The organism is Cohnella sp. OV330, from assembly GCF_900112065.1.
GTDB lineage: Bacteria > Bacillota > Bacilli > Paenibacillales > Paenibacillaceae > Cohnella.
Window position 1 is genome coordinate 164514 of the sequence record NZ_FOKE01000010.1, and the last position, 18018, is coordinate 182531.

Annotated in this window: 14 protein-coding genes; 1 reads left to right on the forward strand and 13 read right to left on the reverse strand. The window is 57.2% G+C overall.

Annotated elements, in window-relative coordinates:
• Positions 1-53: 53 nt before the first annotated feature.
• The 8 genes from BM235_RS22400 to BM235_RS22435 all read right to left on the reverse strand — a co-directional run bounded on the left by BM235_RS22400 (position 54) and on the right by BM235_RS22435 (position 9063).
• Positions 54-2051: an RCC1 domain-containing protein gene (locus BM235_RS22400; RefSeq protein WP_090116473.1), complete on the reverse strand. Its 1998-nt coding sequence runs from the start codon at positions 2049-2051 to the stop codon at positions 54-56.
• Positions 2052-2427: 376 nt separating this feature from the next.
• Complete coding sequence (locus BM235_RS22405; protein ID WP_090116474.1) at positions 2428-3279, reverse strand: sulfurtransferase; 852 nt, start codon at positions 3277-3279, stop codon at positions 2428-2430.
• 2 nt (positions 3280-3281) lie between these two features.
• Positions 3282-4121 carry a MerR family transcriptional regulator gene (locus tag BM235_RS22410; protein WP_090116475.1) on the reverse strand — a complete coding sequence of 280 codons (840 nt, stop codon included), beginning with the start codon at positions 4119-4121 and terminating at the stop codon, positions 3282-3284.
• A 62-nt stretch (positions 4122-4183) separates the two neighbouring features.
• Entirely contained in the window at positions 4184-4939 is a 756-nt protein-coding gene (locus tag BM235_RS22415) for an ABC transporter ATP-binding protein (protein ID WP_090116476.1), read from the reverse strand.
• A 5-nt stretch (positions 4940-4944) separates the two neighbouring features.
• On the reverse strand, positions 4945-5703 hold the full coding sequence (locus BM235_RS22420) for an ABC transporter permease (RefSeq protein WP_090116477.1): 759 nt from the start codon (positions 5701-5703) through the stop codon (positions 4945-4947).
• A gap of 89 nt (positions 5704-5792) precedes the next feature.
• Complete coding sequence (locus BM235_RS22425; protein ID WP_090116478.1) at positions 5793-7049, reverse strand: phosphotransferase enzyme family protein; 1257 nt, start codon at positions 7047-7049, stop codon at positions 5793-5795.
• Complete coding sequence (locus tag BM235_RS22430; RefSeq protein WP_090116479.1) at positions 7046-7969, reverse strand: ABC transporter substrate-binding protein; 924 nt, start codon at positions 7967-7969, stop codon at positions 7046-7048. The genes BM235_RS22425 and BM235_RS22430 overlap by 4 nt, the downstream gene beginning before the upstream one ends.
• An 89-nt stretch (positions 7970-8058) precedes the next feature.
• Entirely contained in the window at positions 8059-9063 is a 1005-nt protein-coding gene (locus BM235_RS22435; RefSeq protein WP_199408960.1) for an ABC transporter substrate-binding protein, read from the reverse strand.
• A 198-nt stretch (positions 9064-9261) separates the two neighbouring features.
• Between BM235_RS22435 and BM235_RS22440 the strand changes: the two genes are divergently transcribed.
• Complete coding sequence (locus tag BM235_RS22440) at positions 9262-9957, forward strand: HAD family hydrolase (RefSeq protein ID WP_158543995.1); 696 nt, start codon at positions 9262-9264, stop codon at positions 9955-9957.
• 374 nt (positions 9958-10331) lie between these two features.
• Here the strand turns inward: BM235_RS22440 and BM235_RS22445 are convergent, their stop codons facing one another.
• From BM235_RS22445 to BM235_RS22465, 5 genes are all read right to left on the reverse strand, one after another.
• Complete coding sequence (locus BM235_RS22445) at positions 10332-11906, reverse strand: ABC-F family ATP-binding cassette domain-containing protein (RefSeq protein WP_090116482.1); 1575 nt, start codon at positions 11904-11906, stop codon at positions 10332-10334.
• A gap of 73 nt (positions 11907-11979) precedes the next feature.
• On the reverse strand, positions 11980-12855 hold the full coding sequence (locus BM235_RS22450) for a carbohydrate ABC transporter permease (RefSeq protein WP_090116483.1): 876 nt from the start codon (positions 12853-12855) through the stop codon (positions 11980-11982).
• Between the two features lie 15 nt (positions 12856-12870).
• Positions 12871-13827 (reverse strand): ABC transporter permease, encoded by a 957-nt coding sequence (locus BM235_RS22455; RefSeq protein WP_255374541.1) that lies wholly within the window; start codon positions 13825-13827, stop codon positions 12871-12873.
• Between the two features lie 76 nt (positions 13828-13903).
• On the reverse strand, positions 13904-15529 hold the full coding sequence (locus BM235_RS22460; RefSeq protein WP_090116485.1) for a type 2 periplasmic-binding domain-containing protein: 1626 nt from the start codon (positions 15527-15529) through the stop codon (positions 13904-13906).
• Positions 15530-15673: 144 nt separating this feature from the next.
• Positions 15674-17962, reverse strand: a complete 2289-nt coding sequence (locus tag BM235_RS22465; RefSeq protein ID WP_090116486.1) for a helix-turn-helix domain-containing protein — start codon at positions 17960-17962, stop codon at positions 15674-15676.
• Positions 17963-18018: the final 56 nt, after the last annotated feature.

Consider the following 18018-nt stretch of genomic DNA (forward strand, 5'->3'; position numbering starts at 1 on the left):
CGCCACCAGTTGCAGTTGCTCGGACGCTCGGACGCCCGCTCGCCGGCATCGGATTATTTGATTAAGAAACTGGTAAGATGCGAATACCCATAAACAAGAAAGCCATTTTTTTGTAAATCGATATAATCCGGTGCGTCCTTCAATACAATTCTATCTACCGTCTTGCCTGTTTGTTTATTGATTTGATAAAGATAGTCTTTTTCACCCGTAAACCCGTATCCGGACACAATTACATTTCCTAAAATCTGAAAGTTCCTAGCATTGCTAACGAGTGAAGAGGTTCTCCATAGCAGTTTGTTATCGTTGATTCGTATTGCGGAAATGAATCCGTTCGCTCCGTTCGAACTCTTGGCGTATGTCCTGTGAGAATGGGATATATATAGAATCCCATTCTCGACCACTGCCCAGCGAATCTGTTGATGAATATAGTCGAAGTCCTTTTGAACATATTTGGGAGAGATCGCATAGTTATCAAAATCGTAGATCTTTTCAATCTTGGTCATGGGTTTATTTAATACGACGAGATATCTGTTCTCACCAAAGTTCAGACCGTAGATCAGAATGACATTGTTAGCCCCTTTAATCGCTTGGACTAGCATTTGCCCCTTATACTCGGTAGGAATCCCTGCGGGAAGATTGCCTTTGATATTTTGATACTGATTTGGAACCACATAACTAGAAGCCTGGAACGCCTTTGAATCCTCACGAACGATTGGAATAGACTTTACCGAGCTTTGCCGCAATGTCAATTTATTAACTTTATTAACCTCGGCACTCGGATTAATTGACGAGATTAAATAATAATAAAAGGGCGGTTTCGGTAGCTTAATCGGCTCTATCTGCTCCAGATCCGCAAGTTTACCCGCATCAGCCTCATTCGCAGCAGCCGGCCCTTTAATGGGCTCCGCGCCTACTCCCGCGGAAAATGAAGCATCCTCGCCTGATATTGCAATATTATTCATTAATTCAATAGGCGTAGAATGAGGATCATCATCAAAAGTGCCAATGCCTAGTTCCCCTACGGCATTGATCCCAAAACCTACCACGGTTCCATCCGACTTTAACGCAATCGTAAAAGCTCCCTTAGCTGTAACATCCACTACATGATCCAGAATTTTTTGCGGTACATACCGTGATATTACAGTTCCGTCTCCTAGTTGTCCCTCTTGATTGGACCCCCAATCCCAGAGTGTATGATCTTTCTTAATAACTGTTAGGTGATTACGTCCATCAATCTTCAGAACGTTGTCCATGAGCTTAATCGGTGTAAACTGCTCGGAAACCTCGCTCTGACTTCCATCCGAATAAGGGTCAAAAGCCCAAGTCTCTTTTTTTCCGGTCAGTAAAAGATCATCGCTCTTACCCCATCCCCATAAGGTACCGTCTTTCTTAATGGCATATCCTTGTTGACCCGTGCCATACACGCTCTGAACATCTTTCATTATCTGAACGGGAACGAAAACATCCGGACTCTTCGTCTTGACCCCTAATTCACCAGAATAATTGTTTCCCCATCCCCATAGCGTGCCGTCTTCCTTCAAAGCATAAAATGAATCGATACCCGCGCTTATTTGCCTGACTCCCGATAACGACAAAATTTGCTTGGGTTTCGGAGTATTGCCGTATAAAGGGCCGACCCAAACGGTTCCATTCGTTTTTAGCACAATCCAATTGGTATAAGTATTGGCAGCTTCCTGGACGTCATCCATTATTTTTACAGGTGGTTGGTCACCAGGTATAGACCAAAGACTGTGATCCGATTTGATGGCAAATCCATTAAACCAATCTCCGTATACGCCAATCACATCGTCCATCAATTTTGTCCGATTTGCGCGTAGAGGAGACTGATCCCCTGCAGAATCGTTAAATGTTCCTTTTCCCCAATACCATAACTCTCCATTGTTTTTGATGACATAAGCACGCCCATTCGAGCTCGCAATCGTATTCTTAAAATGATTATTCGCCGCAGCCACTGCCTGGGCAGAACACAGCGAAAAAACCGAGAGACAAATTGCTAAAGTAATCATGTATGCAAAAAATTTTCTAACCATAGGTGAATAGCAGCCCCCTAAAAATTTTGTATGTTATTCTTTTGAGCCGATGGTTGCACAATAAATTTATTTTGACGAGGTGGTCAACGGAAGTCCTCCTAAAAGAATAATTTTCTTCAACTATTATACATAATTTTTGTAAATCCTTTCTAATATCTTCATAAGATCGCTTTAACAGTTAACTTTATATGCGTGCAATGCGTTATTCCTTTCCTTATGCGAAAAAGGGAGAAAACATTTGATAGGTTTGACCTGAAAAAACGTCGGGTTGCGGCCTATCGATGTCAGGCAAGTTGGTCTTTTTATATATTTATGGCATAAAAAATACATCGCCGGGAGGCTTAGTCCACATGGCGATGTATTAATCTACGAACTACTATCCATCTTTTCTAATATCTTCATACCGCGTGGTAATCGGATTTACCCCGTAACTAATCCAATCGCTCCAGCTCCCGACATAAAGCTTCACGTTCGAATACCCCGCCTCCGTCAGCGCCAGCACGTTCGGCGTCGCCGTCACGCCCGCGCCGCAGTAGACGATGATCTCCGCATCGGCGGGAATATCGCCGAAGCGCGCCTTTTGAACCTCGGCACCCTGGAAGACGCCGCCCGGCGAGCCCGCTTCCCAGAAGCGGTTGATGGCGCCCGGGATATGCCCGGCCTTGGCGTACTTGCTCGTGTCCTCGCCCGTATAGTGCGCGGGCTTGCGCGCGTCGATCAGCACGGCGCCCTCCCGCCCGATCGCCGCCTTCACTTGCTCGACATCCGCCGATAGCGCCTCGTTCACGCAAGGGACGAACGTCCTGGCCGCCGGCGCCGGCAGTTCGTCCGTCACGGGATGGCCGGCGTCTCGCCAGCCGGAAAAGCCTTCCGCCAGCAGCCGCACCCGCTCGTGGCCCAGATACTTCAGCGTCCACCAGAGCCGCGCGGCGATGCTGCCGCCTTGGTCGTCGTAAACGACGACCTCCGTCTCCTCGCCGATGCCCGCCGCGCCCAGCTTATGCGCAAACGCGTCAAGCGGGGGCAGCGGATGCCCGCCCCCATGCTGCGCCTTCGGCCCCGACAAGTCCGCGTTGAGGTCGAAGAAGACCGCTCCAGGAATATGGCCCTTCTCGTAGGCGCGCCGCCCCGCCTCGGGCTGACCGAGCACGAACCGCACGTCCGCGAATACCGCGTTCGGTTTTCCGAGCAGCAGTGCCGCCTCCGATATACTGATGAGGTTAGACATGTTCAAGCCCCTCCGATCGGCAAAATAAGCTCCGTGACATAGTTATCGCTGTCCGTCGTGCTCCACGGATCGATGATGTAACGCTCGTAGGATGCGCCCTGCAGCGCCACCGACTGTCGCTTCGCCCACTCCTGCACCTCGCGGTACGTCTGCCCGATCGTCCGGTAATCGCCGCGATGGACGACGCTGATCGCCTCGAAGCCGCCGACCTCGGTCGTCAGCCCCTCGCTCGTCCCGTCGTCGATGACCGCCGTGTAGCAGTCGACGCCCGTGAACGTCCGGTCGATGCGCTTCCCGAAGTCCTCGAAGTACAGCATGAAGGGCCCGTATGCGTACAGGTTGTGGCGATTGCACAACTCGACGAACAGATTGCTGTACAGCACCTCCATGTCCGCCTCCTGCCGTTCCTTCACCTCGTATCGGAACGTCATGGTGCGGTAGAGCGGGAACTTCGCGATCTGGATCTCCCGCGCCTTCGGCGGCTCGGCCAGCAGCGACTCCCCTTGCTTCAGCAGCCGGTGCCATTCCTGAATGGCGAAGTGTTTCTTCTGCAGCTCGGCCATCTGCTTCTCGACGATCAGGAGCTCCTTCGCCATGTAGTCCTCCAGCACGTCGAAGTTCTGGCGTTCCAGCATTTTAGCGATATCCTCGAGCTTGAAGCCCAATTGCTTGTAATACTTGATCAGGGGGATCTTCCGCATGCCTTCCTTGGAATAGTAACGGTAGTTGTTGTCCGGCGAGATGCGCTCCGGCTTCAGCAGCCCGATATCGTCGTAGTAACGCAGCGTGCGGATCGGAATCCGGCACAGCTTGGACACCTCGCCGATCGAATACCATTCCATGCTTGCTCCCCCTCCGCTCTTTTTCCCGAAATGCCGATGGCCCCTCGCCCGTAATACGTTCGTTAGAGCAGCCGCTTGATCGCTTCCTTCATCCGCAGCAGCTGCGGATCGAGCAGCCGCTCGCGCTTGTCGCCGAGCCCGAAGCCGACGGTCAGCTCCTCCTTCACGACGCCCGGCCGCGAGGATAGCACGTAGATCCGGTCCGACAGCAGAATCGCTTCCTCGATATCGTGCGTGATGAACAGAATCGTGGCGCCGAACGACTCTTGCACCTCCAGCAGCCACGTCTGCATGCCGCTCTTGGTCATGGAGTCGAGCGCGCCGAACGGTTCGTCCAGCAGCATGATCTCGCCGGATGCGAGGAACGTCCGCAGGAAGCTCGCCCGCTGCTTCATGCCGCCCGACAGCTGGCCCGGATATTGATCCTCGTACCCGCGCAGCCCGACCCGATCGATCAACGCATCGGCTCGCTCGCGCGCCAGCTTCTTGTTCGTGCCTTTCAGCCGGAGCGGCAGCGTGATGTTGTCCATCACCGTCTTCCACGGGAGCAGCAGGTCCTTCTGCTGCATGTAGCCGATCTCCCCGCTCACCTTCATCTCGCCTTGGTCGGCCGGGAGCAGTCCCGTGATCATGTTGAAAAGAGTGCTCTTGCCCGAGCCGCTCGGCCCGAGGATCGAGACGAACTCTCCCCTGTTGACGCGTAGCGAGACGTCCCGCAGCACCTCCGCCTCGCCGAAGCGCTTGCCGACGCGGTCCAGCTCGATCAAGACATCGCCTTCGCGGCTAACCGTCACCGGCTTCTCTTGCAGCTTCTGCATCGCGCTCACCTCGATCTCCAATGGGTTGCCTGGTTGCCGATCCGGTTGATGACGGCGATCAGGACGACGCTGACCAGCACGATGACCAGGATGGATGCGAACACTTTGTCGAGCGCGTAGGCATTCTTGGCCCGCACCATATACACGCCGATGCCCTTCGTGCCGCCCTGCCATTCCGCGATGATGGCGGCCATGATCAGATAGGTCGCGGCGATCTTGAGTCCCGAGAAGAAGTTGACCATCGCGTACGGAAGCTTCAGGTGCAGGAACGTCTGGAGCTTGCTCGACTTGTATGCGCGGAATAGGTTCACGTAGTCCCGGTCCACCTTTTCGAAGCCGTCGACGAGACTGATGCAGATGGGGAAAAAGCACACCATGACGATGACCAGCACCTTGGGCAGCATGCCGAAGCCGAACCAGATGATCAAAATAGGCGTGATGACGATCGTCGGGACGGTCTGGGAGACGATCAAGATGGGATAGAGCGACTTCCTGACGATCTCGAAGCTATCCATGAGGATGCCGAGGACGAACGCCAGCGCGATGGAGAGCAGGAAGCCGAGCGCGGACTCGTACAGCGTCGTGCCGACATGGCCGGCGATGGCGCCGAAGTCGTCGATCAGCGCGTTCACCGTATCGGTCGGAGAAGGAAGAATGTACATCGGCACGTCCGCCAGCGTCACGATAAGCTGCCAGAGGACGATGACGGCCAGCAGGGCGAGGAACGGGTACAGCCGTTGGTCCGGTCGAATGCGTCTAGTCATAGGTTGTCACGCCTCAATTTTTATAATTCCGATTAAATTACTTATATTTTAGCGAGCGTCTGTATACCCTGTCAATCCTATCGCGCCGCTTAGCTACCGCGGTATGACCTCTGTCGCAAGTAATCCAGCAGCGCTTGTCCATGCTCGCCCTGGAACCACGCCGTATGCCCCAGCCAGTACAGATCGTACGCCATGTCCGCGTTGGCCGCGGATCGCACGATGCCTGCAAAGTAGTCGATCTCGGAGAGCGCGAACTCCGCATGCACGAGCGGCAGCAGCGCGGGCAGCGCCGCCTGTTCGGTTGCGCTTAACGGCCGGATGGATTCATAGCCGGCGAGCAGCGCCTCCACGTCGGCATAAGCGACCAAGCCCTCCTGCTTGCCCTCGTGCAGGGCGAGCCAGTCGACCGCGCCCCGCTCGATCGCCGTCGCCAGATCGTAGACCGCATTGGTGCGGTCCGCGAGCCCGAAGTCGAGGATGGACGCCACTTCCGTCCCCCGCTCGTCCTCGCGCCACAGCAGGTTCGACGCGTGCCAGTCGTTGTGCGTCCAGAGCGGCCGCAGCGCGGCCAGATGCGGCGCGAGCCGATCATAGAGCGGCAGCAGCGTCGCCTCGAAGTCCCGCGCCCAAGGGCGTCTCGCCAGATAGCCGGCGAGCGCCTCGCGGCGGCCGACATAGACCCGCAGCGCGGCGCGCGGTTCAACGCTTGCGAAGATCGAGAAGCTCGAGACGAGCGGCCGAACCTGTCTCGCCGGCGCATCGAAGCCCTCTGCCGCGACATGCATGCGGGCCAGCGCCTCCCCGGCCGCAAAGGCATGGGCTTCCCGCCGAAAAGGGCTCCACGAGACGGCATCCCGGTACAGATCCGTCCCCTGCGCAAGACGATGGACCTCGTACGTCCACTCGTCCATCGCATAGGCGGTCGCCCCGTCCCGCCCTTCTAGGATCACGCTGACCGGGATGCCGTTCGCCCGCAGGTGGCGGATGAACCGATGCTCCTCGTTCAGCCCCTCGACGTCCCGTACCGAATGGTGGTGCCGCTTTACGAACAGGCGGTCGCCGCCGGACATCTCGGCGAGCGCCGCGCTCGAGAACGGGCGCGGGCTATGCCAGACGAGCGCCGTCGCCTCGCCGATATTCGCCGCGTACCGGCTTAACAGCCGGTTCGCTTCCTCTAGCACGATCGGCGCCCAGTCCGGCCGGACCAGCTCCGCGCCCATGCCGTGGGCCTGCACCGCCGCCCCTGCTCCTGTCCCGCTTGCTGTCGTGCCTGCCGCCGCGTTTGCTGTCGCGCTTGCCTCCGCATCCACCGTCGACCCCGCCGCCGCTTGTGCCTGCTCGCTCATATCGCGGTCCTCTGCGGCAGATAATCGTTCGTATAAGCGCTTCGCCAGATCTCTTTGTCATGCAGAATGCCATGCTCGGCGAGCCATGCCGCATACGGTTCGATCAGTTCTACCCGCTGGCGCCCCCAGGCGCCGTCATGCAGCCAGGTCGGCGCGATCAGCGGCAGCGAGCGCTCGAACAGCCGCCTTGGGAAGTATGGCACGAACTTCTCGAACACCGGCACCGCCGCGAGCGGATCCGCGGCGACCGCCAGGTACCCCCGCTCCGTCGCCTCCAGAAACGCGCGGACCGTCTCCGGCTCCCGCTTCGTCAGCGCCTCCTGCGTACCGAGCAGATAGCTGTGATAAGGCGGCGCCCCGATCTCGTCCACCGGCCACACGATGCGCTCCGACTCCGGCACCGCGGTATCCATCAGAATCTCCCACGCCCAGTAGCTGCCGAACGTCGCATCCGCTTCGCCCGCGGCGATCGCGTCCGGCGTCAGCTCCCGCGTGCCGGCATCCACAATGACGATCGCGTCGGCATCGCCGCCGTCCGCCTGCACCAGCTGGCGGATCATCGCGAGCCCCCGCGGCGTCGGGTTCATGGCCACGCGCTTGCCTGCCAGATCCGCAGGTCGGCGAATGCCCGTGCTCCGCACCGTCTGCACCGTCTCCATCCCCCGGTGATTGATCGCCGCGACGCCGACGACGACCTGCTGCTTTTCCCGCTGCACGAGCAGCCGGTTGCTGGGGAAAATGCCGAAGTCCGCCTCCCCCCGCGCCAGATAAGCCAGCGTGTCTCCCCGCCCGGGGTCGTACACGGTGAATTCGACGTCGAGCCCTGCCTCGCGATACCAGCCCTGCTCTCTCGCGTAGTAGAATCCCGCCGAATTGGTCCAAGGGTAGAAGTATTCGAGCATAACCTTCAAGTTTCTCATGGGGCCGACTTCCTTTTTTATAAAATGATCAATCCCGGTTCCCTAGCAGGATCCCGCCTTGCCTTGCTCTGCGTTGTGTCCGTTCCTCGTCACTTTTTAGGCAGAAACTCGTTCGTAAAGGCGTCCGTCGCGACCAGGTCCTTGTCGATCAGGCCCTTCGCCTTCAGGAATTGCGCGTAGGCGCTCCACACCTGCTCCTTCATCTGGCCCCAAGCCGGCGCATCGGCGATATACTGCGACGCCAGGAACTTCTGGCTCTCCGCCGCGAGCGTCTTGTCGATCTCCGGCGCGTGCTTGAGCAGCAGCTCCGCGCTCTCCTCCGGATGCGCGATCGCGTATTGGTAGCCTTCCTCCGTCGCCTTCAGGAACTTGCGCGCCTTGTCCGGGTCGTCCTTCAACGTCTTGGTGCCCGCGATCAAGATCGGCGTGTAGTAGTCGAGCGCGGGATCCAGATCCTTCGCCGCGATATAATTGATCTCGACGCCCCGGTTCTTCGCTTCGATCCCCGTCCAGCCCTCGAAGATCCAGGCAAAGTCCACGTTCTTGCTCGTAGCCGCGAAGAAATCGTCGCTGCCGATATCGACCCGCTTCAGCTTGCCGTAATCGGCGCCGTCTTTCTCCATGACCGCCTGCAGCACCGCTTCCTCGGAGGGGGACCCCCAACCGCCGTACACCTTGCCTTCAAAGTCCTTCGGGCTTGTAATGTTCTTGTCCTTGGGGGAGGCGAACCCCGACGTGTTGTGCTGGATCAGCGTGGCGACCGCCTTGATCGGCAGCGGATCCTTGCTCGTGAGCGCGTACGTCACGTCCTCCTGATAACTCACGCCGAAGTCGCCCTTGCCGGCGGCGATCAGCGTCGCGGTCGTGCCTTCCGACGGTTGAACGATGCTGACGTCCAGCCCTTCCGCGCTGTAATAGCCCTTCTCGAGAGCGACGTAGAGCCCCGTGTGGTTCGTGTTCGGCGTCCAGTCCAAAATGACCTTGACCGCCTCCGTCTTCGCGCCGCCTGCCTCATTCTTATCGCTGCCGCAGCCAGCCAGCAGCCCCGCCGCCAATCCTGCGATCGCCAATAGCTTTATCGATTTTGCCGCCATTTTCATCTTCCCTCTCCTGCGTGGCCTATTCATTTTTTTAATTCCGATTGAATTACACTGGTTTAGAAAAATAATAACCCTCCAGCCGACTGGAGGGTCAAGTATTTCCTTGGCGAGTATGCGAAAATAGCAAAGTCAGCATGGCGAAGGCGCATTTCGGCGGGCGTTCATCGATTAAATAGGGAGGTTTGGGCGGCCGTGCGTTACGCGCTACTCGATTGGGATAATACGATTCACCGGGGCTATACCATCTATGGTTTGACGGATCATCTTGCGGAAAAGGGGATTGTCGCGGACGACATCCATCCGATTCTTGAACGAATAAAAGAGGCCTATCGCCTGCAAGAAATCTCTTACGCGGACTATACGCTCCGGACGTGCGAGGCGTTTGCCGAGGCGCTGGCGGGTTGCTCGCTTGAAGCCTACCGTGCCGCCGTCGCTTCTTTTGCGCTTGAGGATGAGCGCCATCTATTTGACGAAGCCGCTGCCTTATTCGCGCTGCTGCGCCGCTATCGGATCGAAGTCTATCTCGTCAGCGGCGCGCCCGCCGAGGTGTTGAGAGTTTATGCGGAGCGGCTTGGGTTCAGCGGGCTTTTTGGGTTCGAGCTAGAGGAGCAGGACGGCATGTTGACCGGACGGGTCGCGTGCAATTATGGGGTGGATAAGGCTCGCGTGCTGCGAATGCCGGCGTTTCAGGCGCCGAGTTCCGTTCATGCGCTCAGCATGGGCGATGCGGTTGCTGACATTCCGCTGCTGGATCATAGTGAAGTTTCGATTGTAGTAGGGGATGGAAAGCTGGCCCTGCGGGAGGATGCAAGGCCGCTTCGGTTTGGGGATGGGGGCTGGGATATAAGGGAATTGGAAGAGCTGCTTGGAGGAGCATTGTCTCGGTAGCAATTCGTCTCCTTATCAACAATCATCGCTTTTTTTCTGAAATAGCTCCTATCGCGCAAAAGTGCAGGATCGGCTTCCGCAAGCACCCCATCAACTTGCCTATCGCGCAAAAGTGCAGGATTTTCTCCCAAAACACACTAGATCTCGCCCAAGAAACCGAGTTACCATGCACTTTTGCGCGATAGATCACACAAAGACACCAATATGGGCGTGGATGCTGCACATTTGCAGGAAAGCCAGGTTACCGATCGTCTCACACAAGATGGTCTCTCGGAACGAGACGTAGGCAAGGGCAGTCGGCAAACGCATACGCATAGCAGAAAAGCCCGGGAGCCAAGCTCTTGGGCTTTTCTGCCGATCTGCTTTTATATACCTTACAACCGCTGCTCGGTCACGCCCGTTACCGGATCGAAGGTCAGCATCTTCGTCCCGATCTTGTCGATGAAGAAGCGATCGTGGCTCACCGTAATGACGGCGCCGGGAAAATGGATCAGCGCTTGCTCCATGACTTGAATGCTCGTGAGATCCAAATGGTTGGTCGGCTCGTCCAGGATGATCACCGCCGCACCCGAAAGGAGACATTTGGCCAGCGCCACCCGCGCTTTCTGTCCGCCGGACAGATGGCCGATCGCCTTGCTCAGATCCGCTTCCGAGAATTGCAGCATCGCCAGGAATTTGTTCACCTTTTTGCGCGGCGCATCCAATCCCAGTCCATACGTATTGACGGCGTGGCTGACGGTATCCTTGGGATCGAGCTCCTCCCACATCCGGTTGAAGTAGGCGTAGCTCACGCCCTTCTCCCAGATCACCTCTCCGGACTCCGGCTTCTCCGCCCCGGTGAGCGCTTTGATGAGCGTAGACTTCCCGCTTCCGTTCGGTCCTACGACGACTAAGCGATCTTCCTTCTGAATATCGAAGCTCACGTTCTCGAAGATCTGCCGACCCTCGTAGGTCTGCCCGATTCGCTTCGCTTCGCACAGCTTGTCCGGGAAGCGCAGCCTCTCGTAAATATCGGTGATCAGCACGTTAACGGGATGCGGCTCGATCCGCTTCTTGTTATCCGCCAGCTTGCGCGAAAGACGGTCCTTGGAACCGGACTTCCGGCTCGCGCGTTCGTCGATCGCCTCGGACTCCATGAGCAGCAGCTCTTCTTCCCACTCGAACTGTCGGTCCAGTTCCTTCTTCCGCATCTTCTTCTTACGGATGTAATCCGTGTAGTTGCCTTCGTATTCCTGAAAGTGATAGTTCTCGATCTCGATCGTGCGCGTGACGACTTTATCGATGAATTGCCGGTCATGCGATACCAAGATCATGGCGCCCTTGAACCGGTACAACCACTGCTCCAGCCAGGCGATGCCCTCCATATCCAAGTAATTCGTCGGCTCGTCGAGCAGTACGACATCGGGCAGCTCGATTAACATCTTCGCGAGCGCGGCCCGGTTGCGCCAGCCTCCGGACAGCTCATCGATCGGCTGATGACGCGATCTGTCGTTAAATCCCAGCTTCGTCAGCACCGTATTGATCTCGACGGATACGTTCCAGCCATCGAGATGATCCATTTGCTCGAATAGCTCCGCCTGCCTCGCGAGCAGTCCGTCCATTTCGCTATCGTCGGCAACGACGCCCAACTTATCTCCGACCTCTTGCAGCTCGCGCTCGATAAGGGCAACCTGCTCGAAGCACGCTTCCAGTTCTTGCTGAACGGACAGGCTTCCGCGCAATTCCGAGAATTGCGAGAAATACCCGATTCGCACCTGGGGATCGACTTCGACTCTGCCGGAATTCGGCTCCTCCTGGCCCATGATGAGCTTAAATACCGTCGACTTGCCGGCGCCGTTCCGCCCGATGAGACCGATACGCTCCCCCTGCATCACCCGAAAATAAATATCGCGAAAGATCATGGACTCTTCATACTTCTTCGTGACGTTCTCCAAACGTATCACGCTCATGGCAATCACCCTTCCGGTTCCAACCCGCTAGCGTGATTATACCATTCCCGCTTCGCGGATACTTCTCCGATGGCTAGCCTTTGACCGCTCCGATCATCACGCCTTTGACGAAGTATTTTTGCAGAAACGGATATAGCAGCAGGATCGGCACCGTCGCCACGATGATCGCGGCGTATTTGATCGTCTCCCCGATCGGCATCTTGTCGGCGCCGCCGACCCCGGTCATCATCGAATCCGTACTGTTCGTGATGAGGATCTCCCGCAGAATGAGCTGCAGCGGATACAGCTCCCGGGTACGCAAGTAGATCAGCGCATTGAACCAGCTGTTCCAATGGCTGACGCCGTAGAACAGGATCATGACCGCCACGACCGGCATGGACAGCGGCAATATGATACGGAACAGGACGATAAAATCGTTCGCTCCGTCCAGCTTCGCCGATTCCTCCAGGCTGACCGGCACGCTCTGGAAGGCCGTCCGCATAATGATCAGGTTATAGGCGCTCATCGCGCTCGGGATAATGAGCGCCCAGCGGCTGTCGAGCATGCCGAGGTTGTTGATCAGCAGGTACGTCGGGATCAAGCCGCCGTTGAAAAACATCGTGAACACGATCATGAACATGACCGGGTTTTTCCACTTCACGCTCTGTCTCGAGAGCGCGTACGCCCCTAGCGACGTCATAAGGATGTTCAAGGCGGTTCCGGCGACGACGTAGAGCAGGGTGTTCCCGTATCCCGTCAAAATCGCGGGATTGTCGAATACGAGCTTATACGACTCCAGCGAAAAGCCGTGCGGGTACCAGATCAGGCCGCGCATCTTCACCACCCACGCAGGGTCGCTGATCGAGGCGATCAGCACGTATAAGAACGGATAGAGGGTAACCGCGGAAAGCAGGAGCATGAGCACGACGTTCGAGCCGTCGAAAAGGCGTTCTCCATAGCTGCGTTTCATGAGAGCCGCACCTCCTTACCAAAGCTTGTTTTCGCTGGTCCGGCGGCTGATGGCGTTGGCCAGCACGAGCAGCGTAAAATTGATGAGCGCGTTAAACAAGCCCACGGCGGAGCTGTAGCTGAAGTTGGATTCAAGAATACCCTTCCGGTACACGAACGTCCCGATGACGTCGGCCGTCTCATAGGTGGAGCTATTGTACAGGAGCAGGATTTTGTCCGTGCCCACGCTCATGAAGTGACCGATCTGGAGGATGAGCAGGATGACGACCGTCGGCATGATCCCCGGCAGCGTGACGCTCAGCGTCTGCCTCCAGCGGCTGGCGCCGTCGACGCGCGAAGCCTCGTACAGAGACGGATCGATGCCGGACATCGCGGACAGATAGATGATGGAGCCCCAGCCTACGCTTTGCCAGACGTTCGAGGAGATGAAGATCGTCCGGAACCAGCCGCTCTCGCGCAGGAAGGCGATCGGCTCCGCGCCAAACCACGACAGCACGTTGTTGATGAGGCCGTCTCTGGCCAGGAAGTCCACCAGCATCCCGGCGACGACGACCAGCGAGATGAAGTGGGGCATATACGTTACCGTTTGAACGAATCGCTTCAGCCGGGAGCTGCGAAGCTCGTTCAGCAGAAGGGCGAGGACGATCGAGGCGGGAAAGCCGAACAGCAGCTCGTAGAAGCTGAGCAGCAGCGTATTGCGAAGCAGTCTCCAGAAATAGTAGCTGTTGAAAAAGTCGTGAAAGTACCTGAAGCCTACCCAATCGCTGCCCCACATGCCAAGGCCGGGGGTATAATCCTTGAACGCGATCTGCAGGCCGTACATGGGCACATAGTAGAACAGAACGTAGTAAGCGACGACCGGGACAAGCATGATATAAATATATTTATTGATCCTGAGATCGCGAAGGGTACTGTATCTCCAGCTGTCTTTATCGACCGCCGGCTTCTCCGCAGCGGAACGCTGCTTAAGCATAAGGGACATCCGCATGCCCTCCTTTCGATATCAGGGAGAGGGCAGACCTTCCCCCTCCCCATTTTCCGTTCGGCCGCTATTGCCTTTGATTGAAGCGGTCGAGCGCCGCCTGACGAACCTTGATCGCTTCGTCGATGCCCATCCCCTTAATCGTGTCGACGAACTTATCGAAGTTATCGATCGGCTCGGTCCCCATGATGAACTTGTTGATCATCTCGTCCCGATACGTCTTGACGTCGTTCATGATCGAGGACGTCTTGGAGCTCTCGTCCGCCGTGAGCGTGACTAGCGGCATCTCCTTGCCGTGGTCCGCCTGCGACCAGACCTGCTGCGCCTCGCGCTGCTCCGGCATCGTGAAGTATTGCTCGATGTAGCGCTTATCCTGCACGATCGGACCATTGAAGCTGGCAAGGAAGTATTTGGCCATCGCTTGCGTGACCGGCAGCTTATCCGGGTTGTTCATGATCAGATCCGTGTATTTCGGATAACCGTTGTCCATCTTGTAGCTCTCGCCCTCGATGCCGAAGTTGAACAGCATGTGGCCCTCTTCGCCGTATTTGTAGTCGAGCCACTTGACGATTTCCTCCGGATGCTGCGCCGAGGTCGTGATCGCCGCCCCGATACCCGTGAACGGCATCGTGTACTGTCCCATCGCCTTGTCGCCCGCCTTCAGCCCCGGATACGGCGCCCCGACGAGCTGGAAGCTCGGCGTGCTGGTCTTGGCAAGGGAGGTGTAGCGGGAGATGCCGCTGCCGGGATACGTGGACAACGAGCCGAGCTGGTTGTTCGTGACCTTGGCGTCCTTCAGCTTGCCGTCGGTCGTGGCATAGTCCTGGTCGATCAGGCCTTCCTTGTACCACTTGGCCATGGTGGCCAGAAAATCTTTGAACGGAGGCTCGATCGGGCCGTACTTGACGGTACCGTTGTCATTGTAAAAGTCGGAGCCGATCCCCCATGCCCCTACGAACAGGTGGTTGAAATCCATATCGGCGATCGAGAACAAATAGGGGATCTCGTCCTTCTTGCCGTTCCCGTTCGGGTCCTTGTCGCGGAAGGCCGTGAGGACGGCCTCCCATTCCGCCAGGGTCGTCGGCACCTTCTGGCCCACCTTATCCAGCCAGTCCTTGCGCAGCACCGGACCGTTCACGACCGCGAGGACGGGATCGCCGAGCAGGAAGGGCATCACGTAGATATTGCCTTCGTCCGTCGTGACCAGCTTGCGGAACTCCGGATGGTCCTTCAACACCTTGGACAGATTCGGCGCGTGCGCCTCGATCAATTCGTTCAGCCGCAGAATCTGCTTCTCCTTGATCAAGCTGTCCGGCCCCTTGGCGGCGCCGCCCCACCCGTATTCGATCACGTCGGGCAGCTTGCCCGAGGCGAGCATCAGATTGAACTGGTCCAGCTCCTGGCCGACCGGCGGGTGCTGGAAGTCCACCTTGGTGCCCGTGATCTTTTCCATTTCCTTGTATGCGGCGATCTCGTTGTAATTTTTCATGGTGGCGGCCACGTTCGGGTTGAGCGAGACCCAGTACGTCATCGATTTCGGATAACCGACTTCCTTGGCGGGTTCCGCCCCTTTGGACGCGGCCGCAGTCGAAGCTGCGGAAGAAGCATCGTTCCCGCTGCATCCGGTCAATAACGCCGTCATCAAGGAAGCTGCCGCCGCTGACGCTGTAAGCACTTTCAGAATACTCTTCATTCCATGAACCCTCCCGTATGTTTCGTTCGCGGGCTGCTTGCTCCGCCATTTCACTTTAATGAAAACAAGAGCGGTCTGCCTACAGTCCGTTGACTGAAGTCCCAACCGCTCTTCATATAGTCGACCAACCGTTTTTCAACCGAACTAACCGTTCTTCAGCCCGCCCCCATGCCGTGCGGTTTCCCGATATTTGCCGGGCGTGATTCCCTCCAGCTTCTTGAACACGCGGATGAAGCCGATGTCGGTCGCGTATCCTACCCGCTGCGCGACCTGCAGGACGGACAGCTCCGATTCGGCGAGCAGACGCTTGGCGTGCCGGATGCGAATCTCGGTCATATAGTCGGTCAGGTTCACGCCGTTCTGCTTTTTGAAAAAACCGGAAATGTACTGCGGCGTCATGCCGAAGTGGTCGGCGATCGAAGTCAAACTTAGCCCGTTGTGCGCCAGGTTATCCGTTATGTACTGCTTGAGGTTGTCGCTCAGCCGGTCCTTCTGGTCCGTCCTCGCCTCCAGGACGCTGTCGCAGACGGCCCGGCAAAGCGACTTGAGCCGGCCGAGCATGTCCTCCGCGGACTTGCCCGCCGCCACGAACTTGGCGGGATCTTGGACGGCCGCCGGCAGCTGCCGCTCGCCGAGCTTCAGCGCGTAGATCACCTTGAGCATCGTGCCGAGCAGATCGAAGAAAAGCGCTTTGCCCATCTCCGGCGTAATCGCCCGGCTCCCCATGTTCGTCTCGTACAGCTCGTCAAGCAGCCGCAGGGCGTCGTCGCATGCGCCGCTTTTCATATAGTTGATGAGCTGCGACTCGATCTCCATCGGATAGTCGTAGTAGCTCCGCTCGCTCCTGTCGATCTGCTCGTAATAAATCACGGAATCGGAACCGTGGATGATCCGATAGTCCAGCGCGTTCACCGCCTCCGTGTAGCAGCGGCTGGCCTCCCGCAGGCCGGAACGGACCGAGCTGATCCCGATGACGATTTTCATATGGAATCTTTCTTCGACGACCATCTTCAGGCTCTGGACCAGCTCGTCCAGATTGTCGCCGCTATCCGGCACGCTTAGCAGCAGCGCCAGCCGGTTCAGCTCCATTTCGGCCGCGTAGCCGCTCTCTCCGATGAATTCGCTGCTCACGTTGAACAGAAACCGCACGAGCGCCCAGTCCCATTCGCCGCCGTCGCGCATGAATTCGCCGCTCTCGTCCAGCTCGACGAGCATGACCCTTACTTGCTCATGCGGGAAGCGAATGCCCATGAAAGCGAGCGATTCCTTCGTCAGCGCCGCCGTCTCCGCTTGCCCCTTGAGCAGCCGGGAGAGAAAGTGGGCGCGCACGACGGGAATGTACGCGTTCAGCTGTTCCTTGGCCTCCTCGCTGTCCGCCAATGTCTGGGCGATCGACGTCTTGATGAATTCATACTCGTTCAACTGGGCGGGCCGCTCTGCCGTTTTTCCCTTCATCAGGGCGAATACCAAGTCCTTGATCGGGCTGTAGCTCCGATAAGCCATCCAATAGGCCGCCAGCGTCCCTGCCCCCACGGCAAGTCCGAGCAGCAGCAAGGCCCACACTTTGATATCGTGCACCCGGGCAAGCACGACCTTCTCGGGTACGATGGATATGTACTTCCAGCCGCTTTTTCCCGTCGTAAACGAGATCAGGTCCGCGTCGTCCTTCTTATAACCGTTGCCCGTTCGGAGCCATTCGTCCCGGAAGCCCTCCGGCAGCTGCCCGCTGCCCGACGAAGACAAGATGACCCTGTCATTCTCGTCTAAAATAAACATGGAGCCGCTGTTCGCCCATTCGATCTGCTTCAGCAGGTCAAAAAATTGCCGGTCCTCGATCATCATCACCAAGGTGCCCCAGATGTGCTGCTCGTCCCCCAGCGGCAGAGATACCGCGCATAAAATCACGTTCTTCGTGGACGCATCCACCTTCAGCTGCTGCACGGGCCAAAACGTCTTGAAGTGGTATTCTCCCAGCAGCTCGGAACGGATCCGGCTCATGCTCATCCCGGGGAACATGTAAAGCTCGTTAAAGTATAAGTTTGTATCCGTTTTCATAGATGGCGTCAAAATGACGTCCTGCTCGCGCAAATGGATAAAGAAATCATCGACGAAGCCGGTGCCGCTGCGTATATTCTTAAGCGCCTGCACCGCCTCTTGATACTGGATGTACTTGCCGCTCTCTTCGATCGTCCACATCGTCTGCAGCTTGGGATGCGTGGCGATCTGCACGATCAGTTGATCGATATCCATCAGATGGTTGTCGGCGACCTGACGGACCTGCTCCAGCATCGCCAGATTCGAACGGCTCGCACTTCCGATCATCCGGGTCTCCATTCGCGTGTAGAGGACGACCGAAAAGGTGACGGGAATGATCAGAATGACGATATACGAGAGCCATAGCGTCAAAAAAACGCTTTTGCGATTGCGCAGCACCGCGACTCCTCCCTCGGGTACGGAATGACACAGCCACGTTGTTAGAACTGCGATTA

What these genes read in the sequence shown, in the direction of transcription:
- BM235_RS22400 (WP_090116473.1), bottom strand. Translation starts at nt 2,051, where the DNA reads ATGGTTAGAAAATTTTTTGCATACATGATTACTTTAGCAATTTGTCTC.
- BM235_RS22405 (WP_090116474.1), bottom strand. Translation starts at nt 3,279, where the DNA reads ATGTCTAACCTCATCAGTATATCGGAGGCGGCACTGCTGCTCGGAAAA.
- BM235_RS22410 (WP_090116475.1), bottom strand. Translation starts at nt 4,121, where the DNA reads ATGGAATGGTATTCGATCGGCGAGGTGTCCAAGCTGTGCCGGATTCCG.
- BM235_RS22415 (WP_090116476.1), bottom strand. Translation starts at nt 4,939, where the DNA reads ATGCAGAAGCTGCAAGAGAAGCCGGTGACGGTTAGCCGCGAAGGCGAT.
- BM235_RS22420 (WP_090116477.1), bottom strand. Translation starts at nt 5,703, where the DNA reads ATGACTAGACGCATTCGACCGGACCAACGGCTGTACCCGTTCCTCGCC.
- BM235_RS22425 (WP_090116478.1), bottom strand. Translation starts at nt 7,049, where the DNA reads ATGAGCGAGCAGGCACAAGCGGCGGCGGGGTCGACGGTGGATGCGGAG.
- BM235_RS22430 (WP_090116479.1), bottom strand. Translation starts at nt 7,969, where the DNA reads ATGAGAAACTTGAAGGTTATGCTCGAATACTTCTACCCTTGGACCAAT.
- BM235_RS22435 (WP_199408960.1), bottom strand. Translation starts at nt 9,063, where the DNA reads ATGGCGGCAAAATCGATAAAGCTATTGGCGATCGCAGGATTGGCGGCG.
- BM235_RS22445 (WP_090116482.1), bottom strand. Translation starts at nt 11,906, where the DNA reads ATGAGCGTGATACGTTTGGAGAACGTCACGAAGAAGTATGAAGAGTCC.
- BM235_RS22450 (WP_090116483.1), bottom strand. Translation starts at nt 12,855, where the DNA reads ATGAAACGCAGCTATGGAGAACGCCTTTTCGACGGCTCGAACGTCGTG.
- BM235_RS22455 (WP_255374541.1), bottom strand. Translation starts at nt 13,827, where the DNA reads ATGCTTAAGCAGCGTTCCGCTGCGGAGAAGCCGGCGGTCGATAAAGAC.
- BM235_RS22460 (WP_090116485.1), bottom strand. Translation starts at nt 15,529, where the DNA reads ATGAAGAGTATTCTGAAAGTGCTTACAGCGTCAGCGGCGGCAGCTTCC.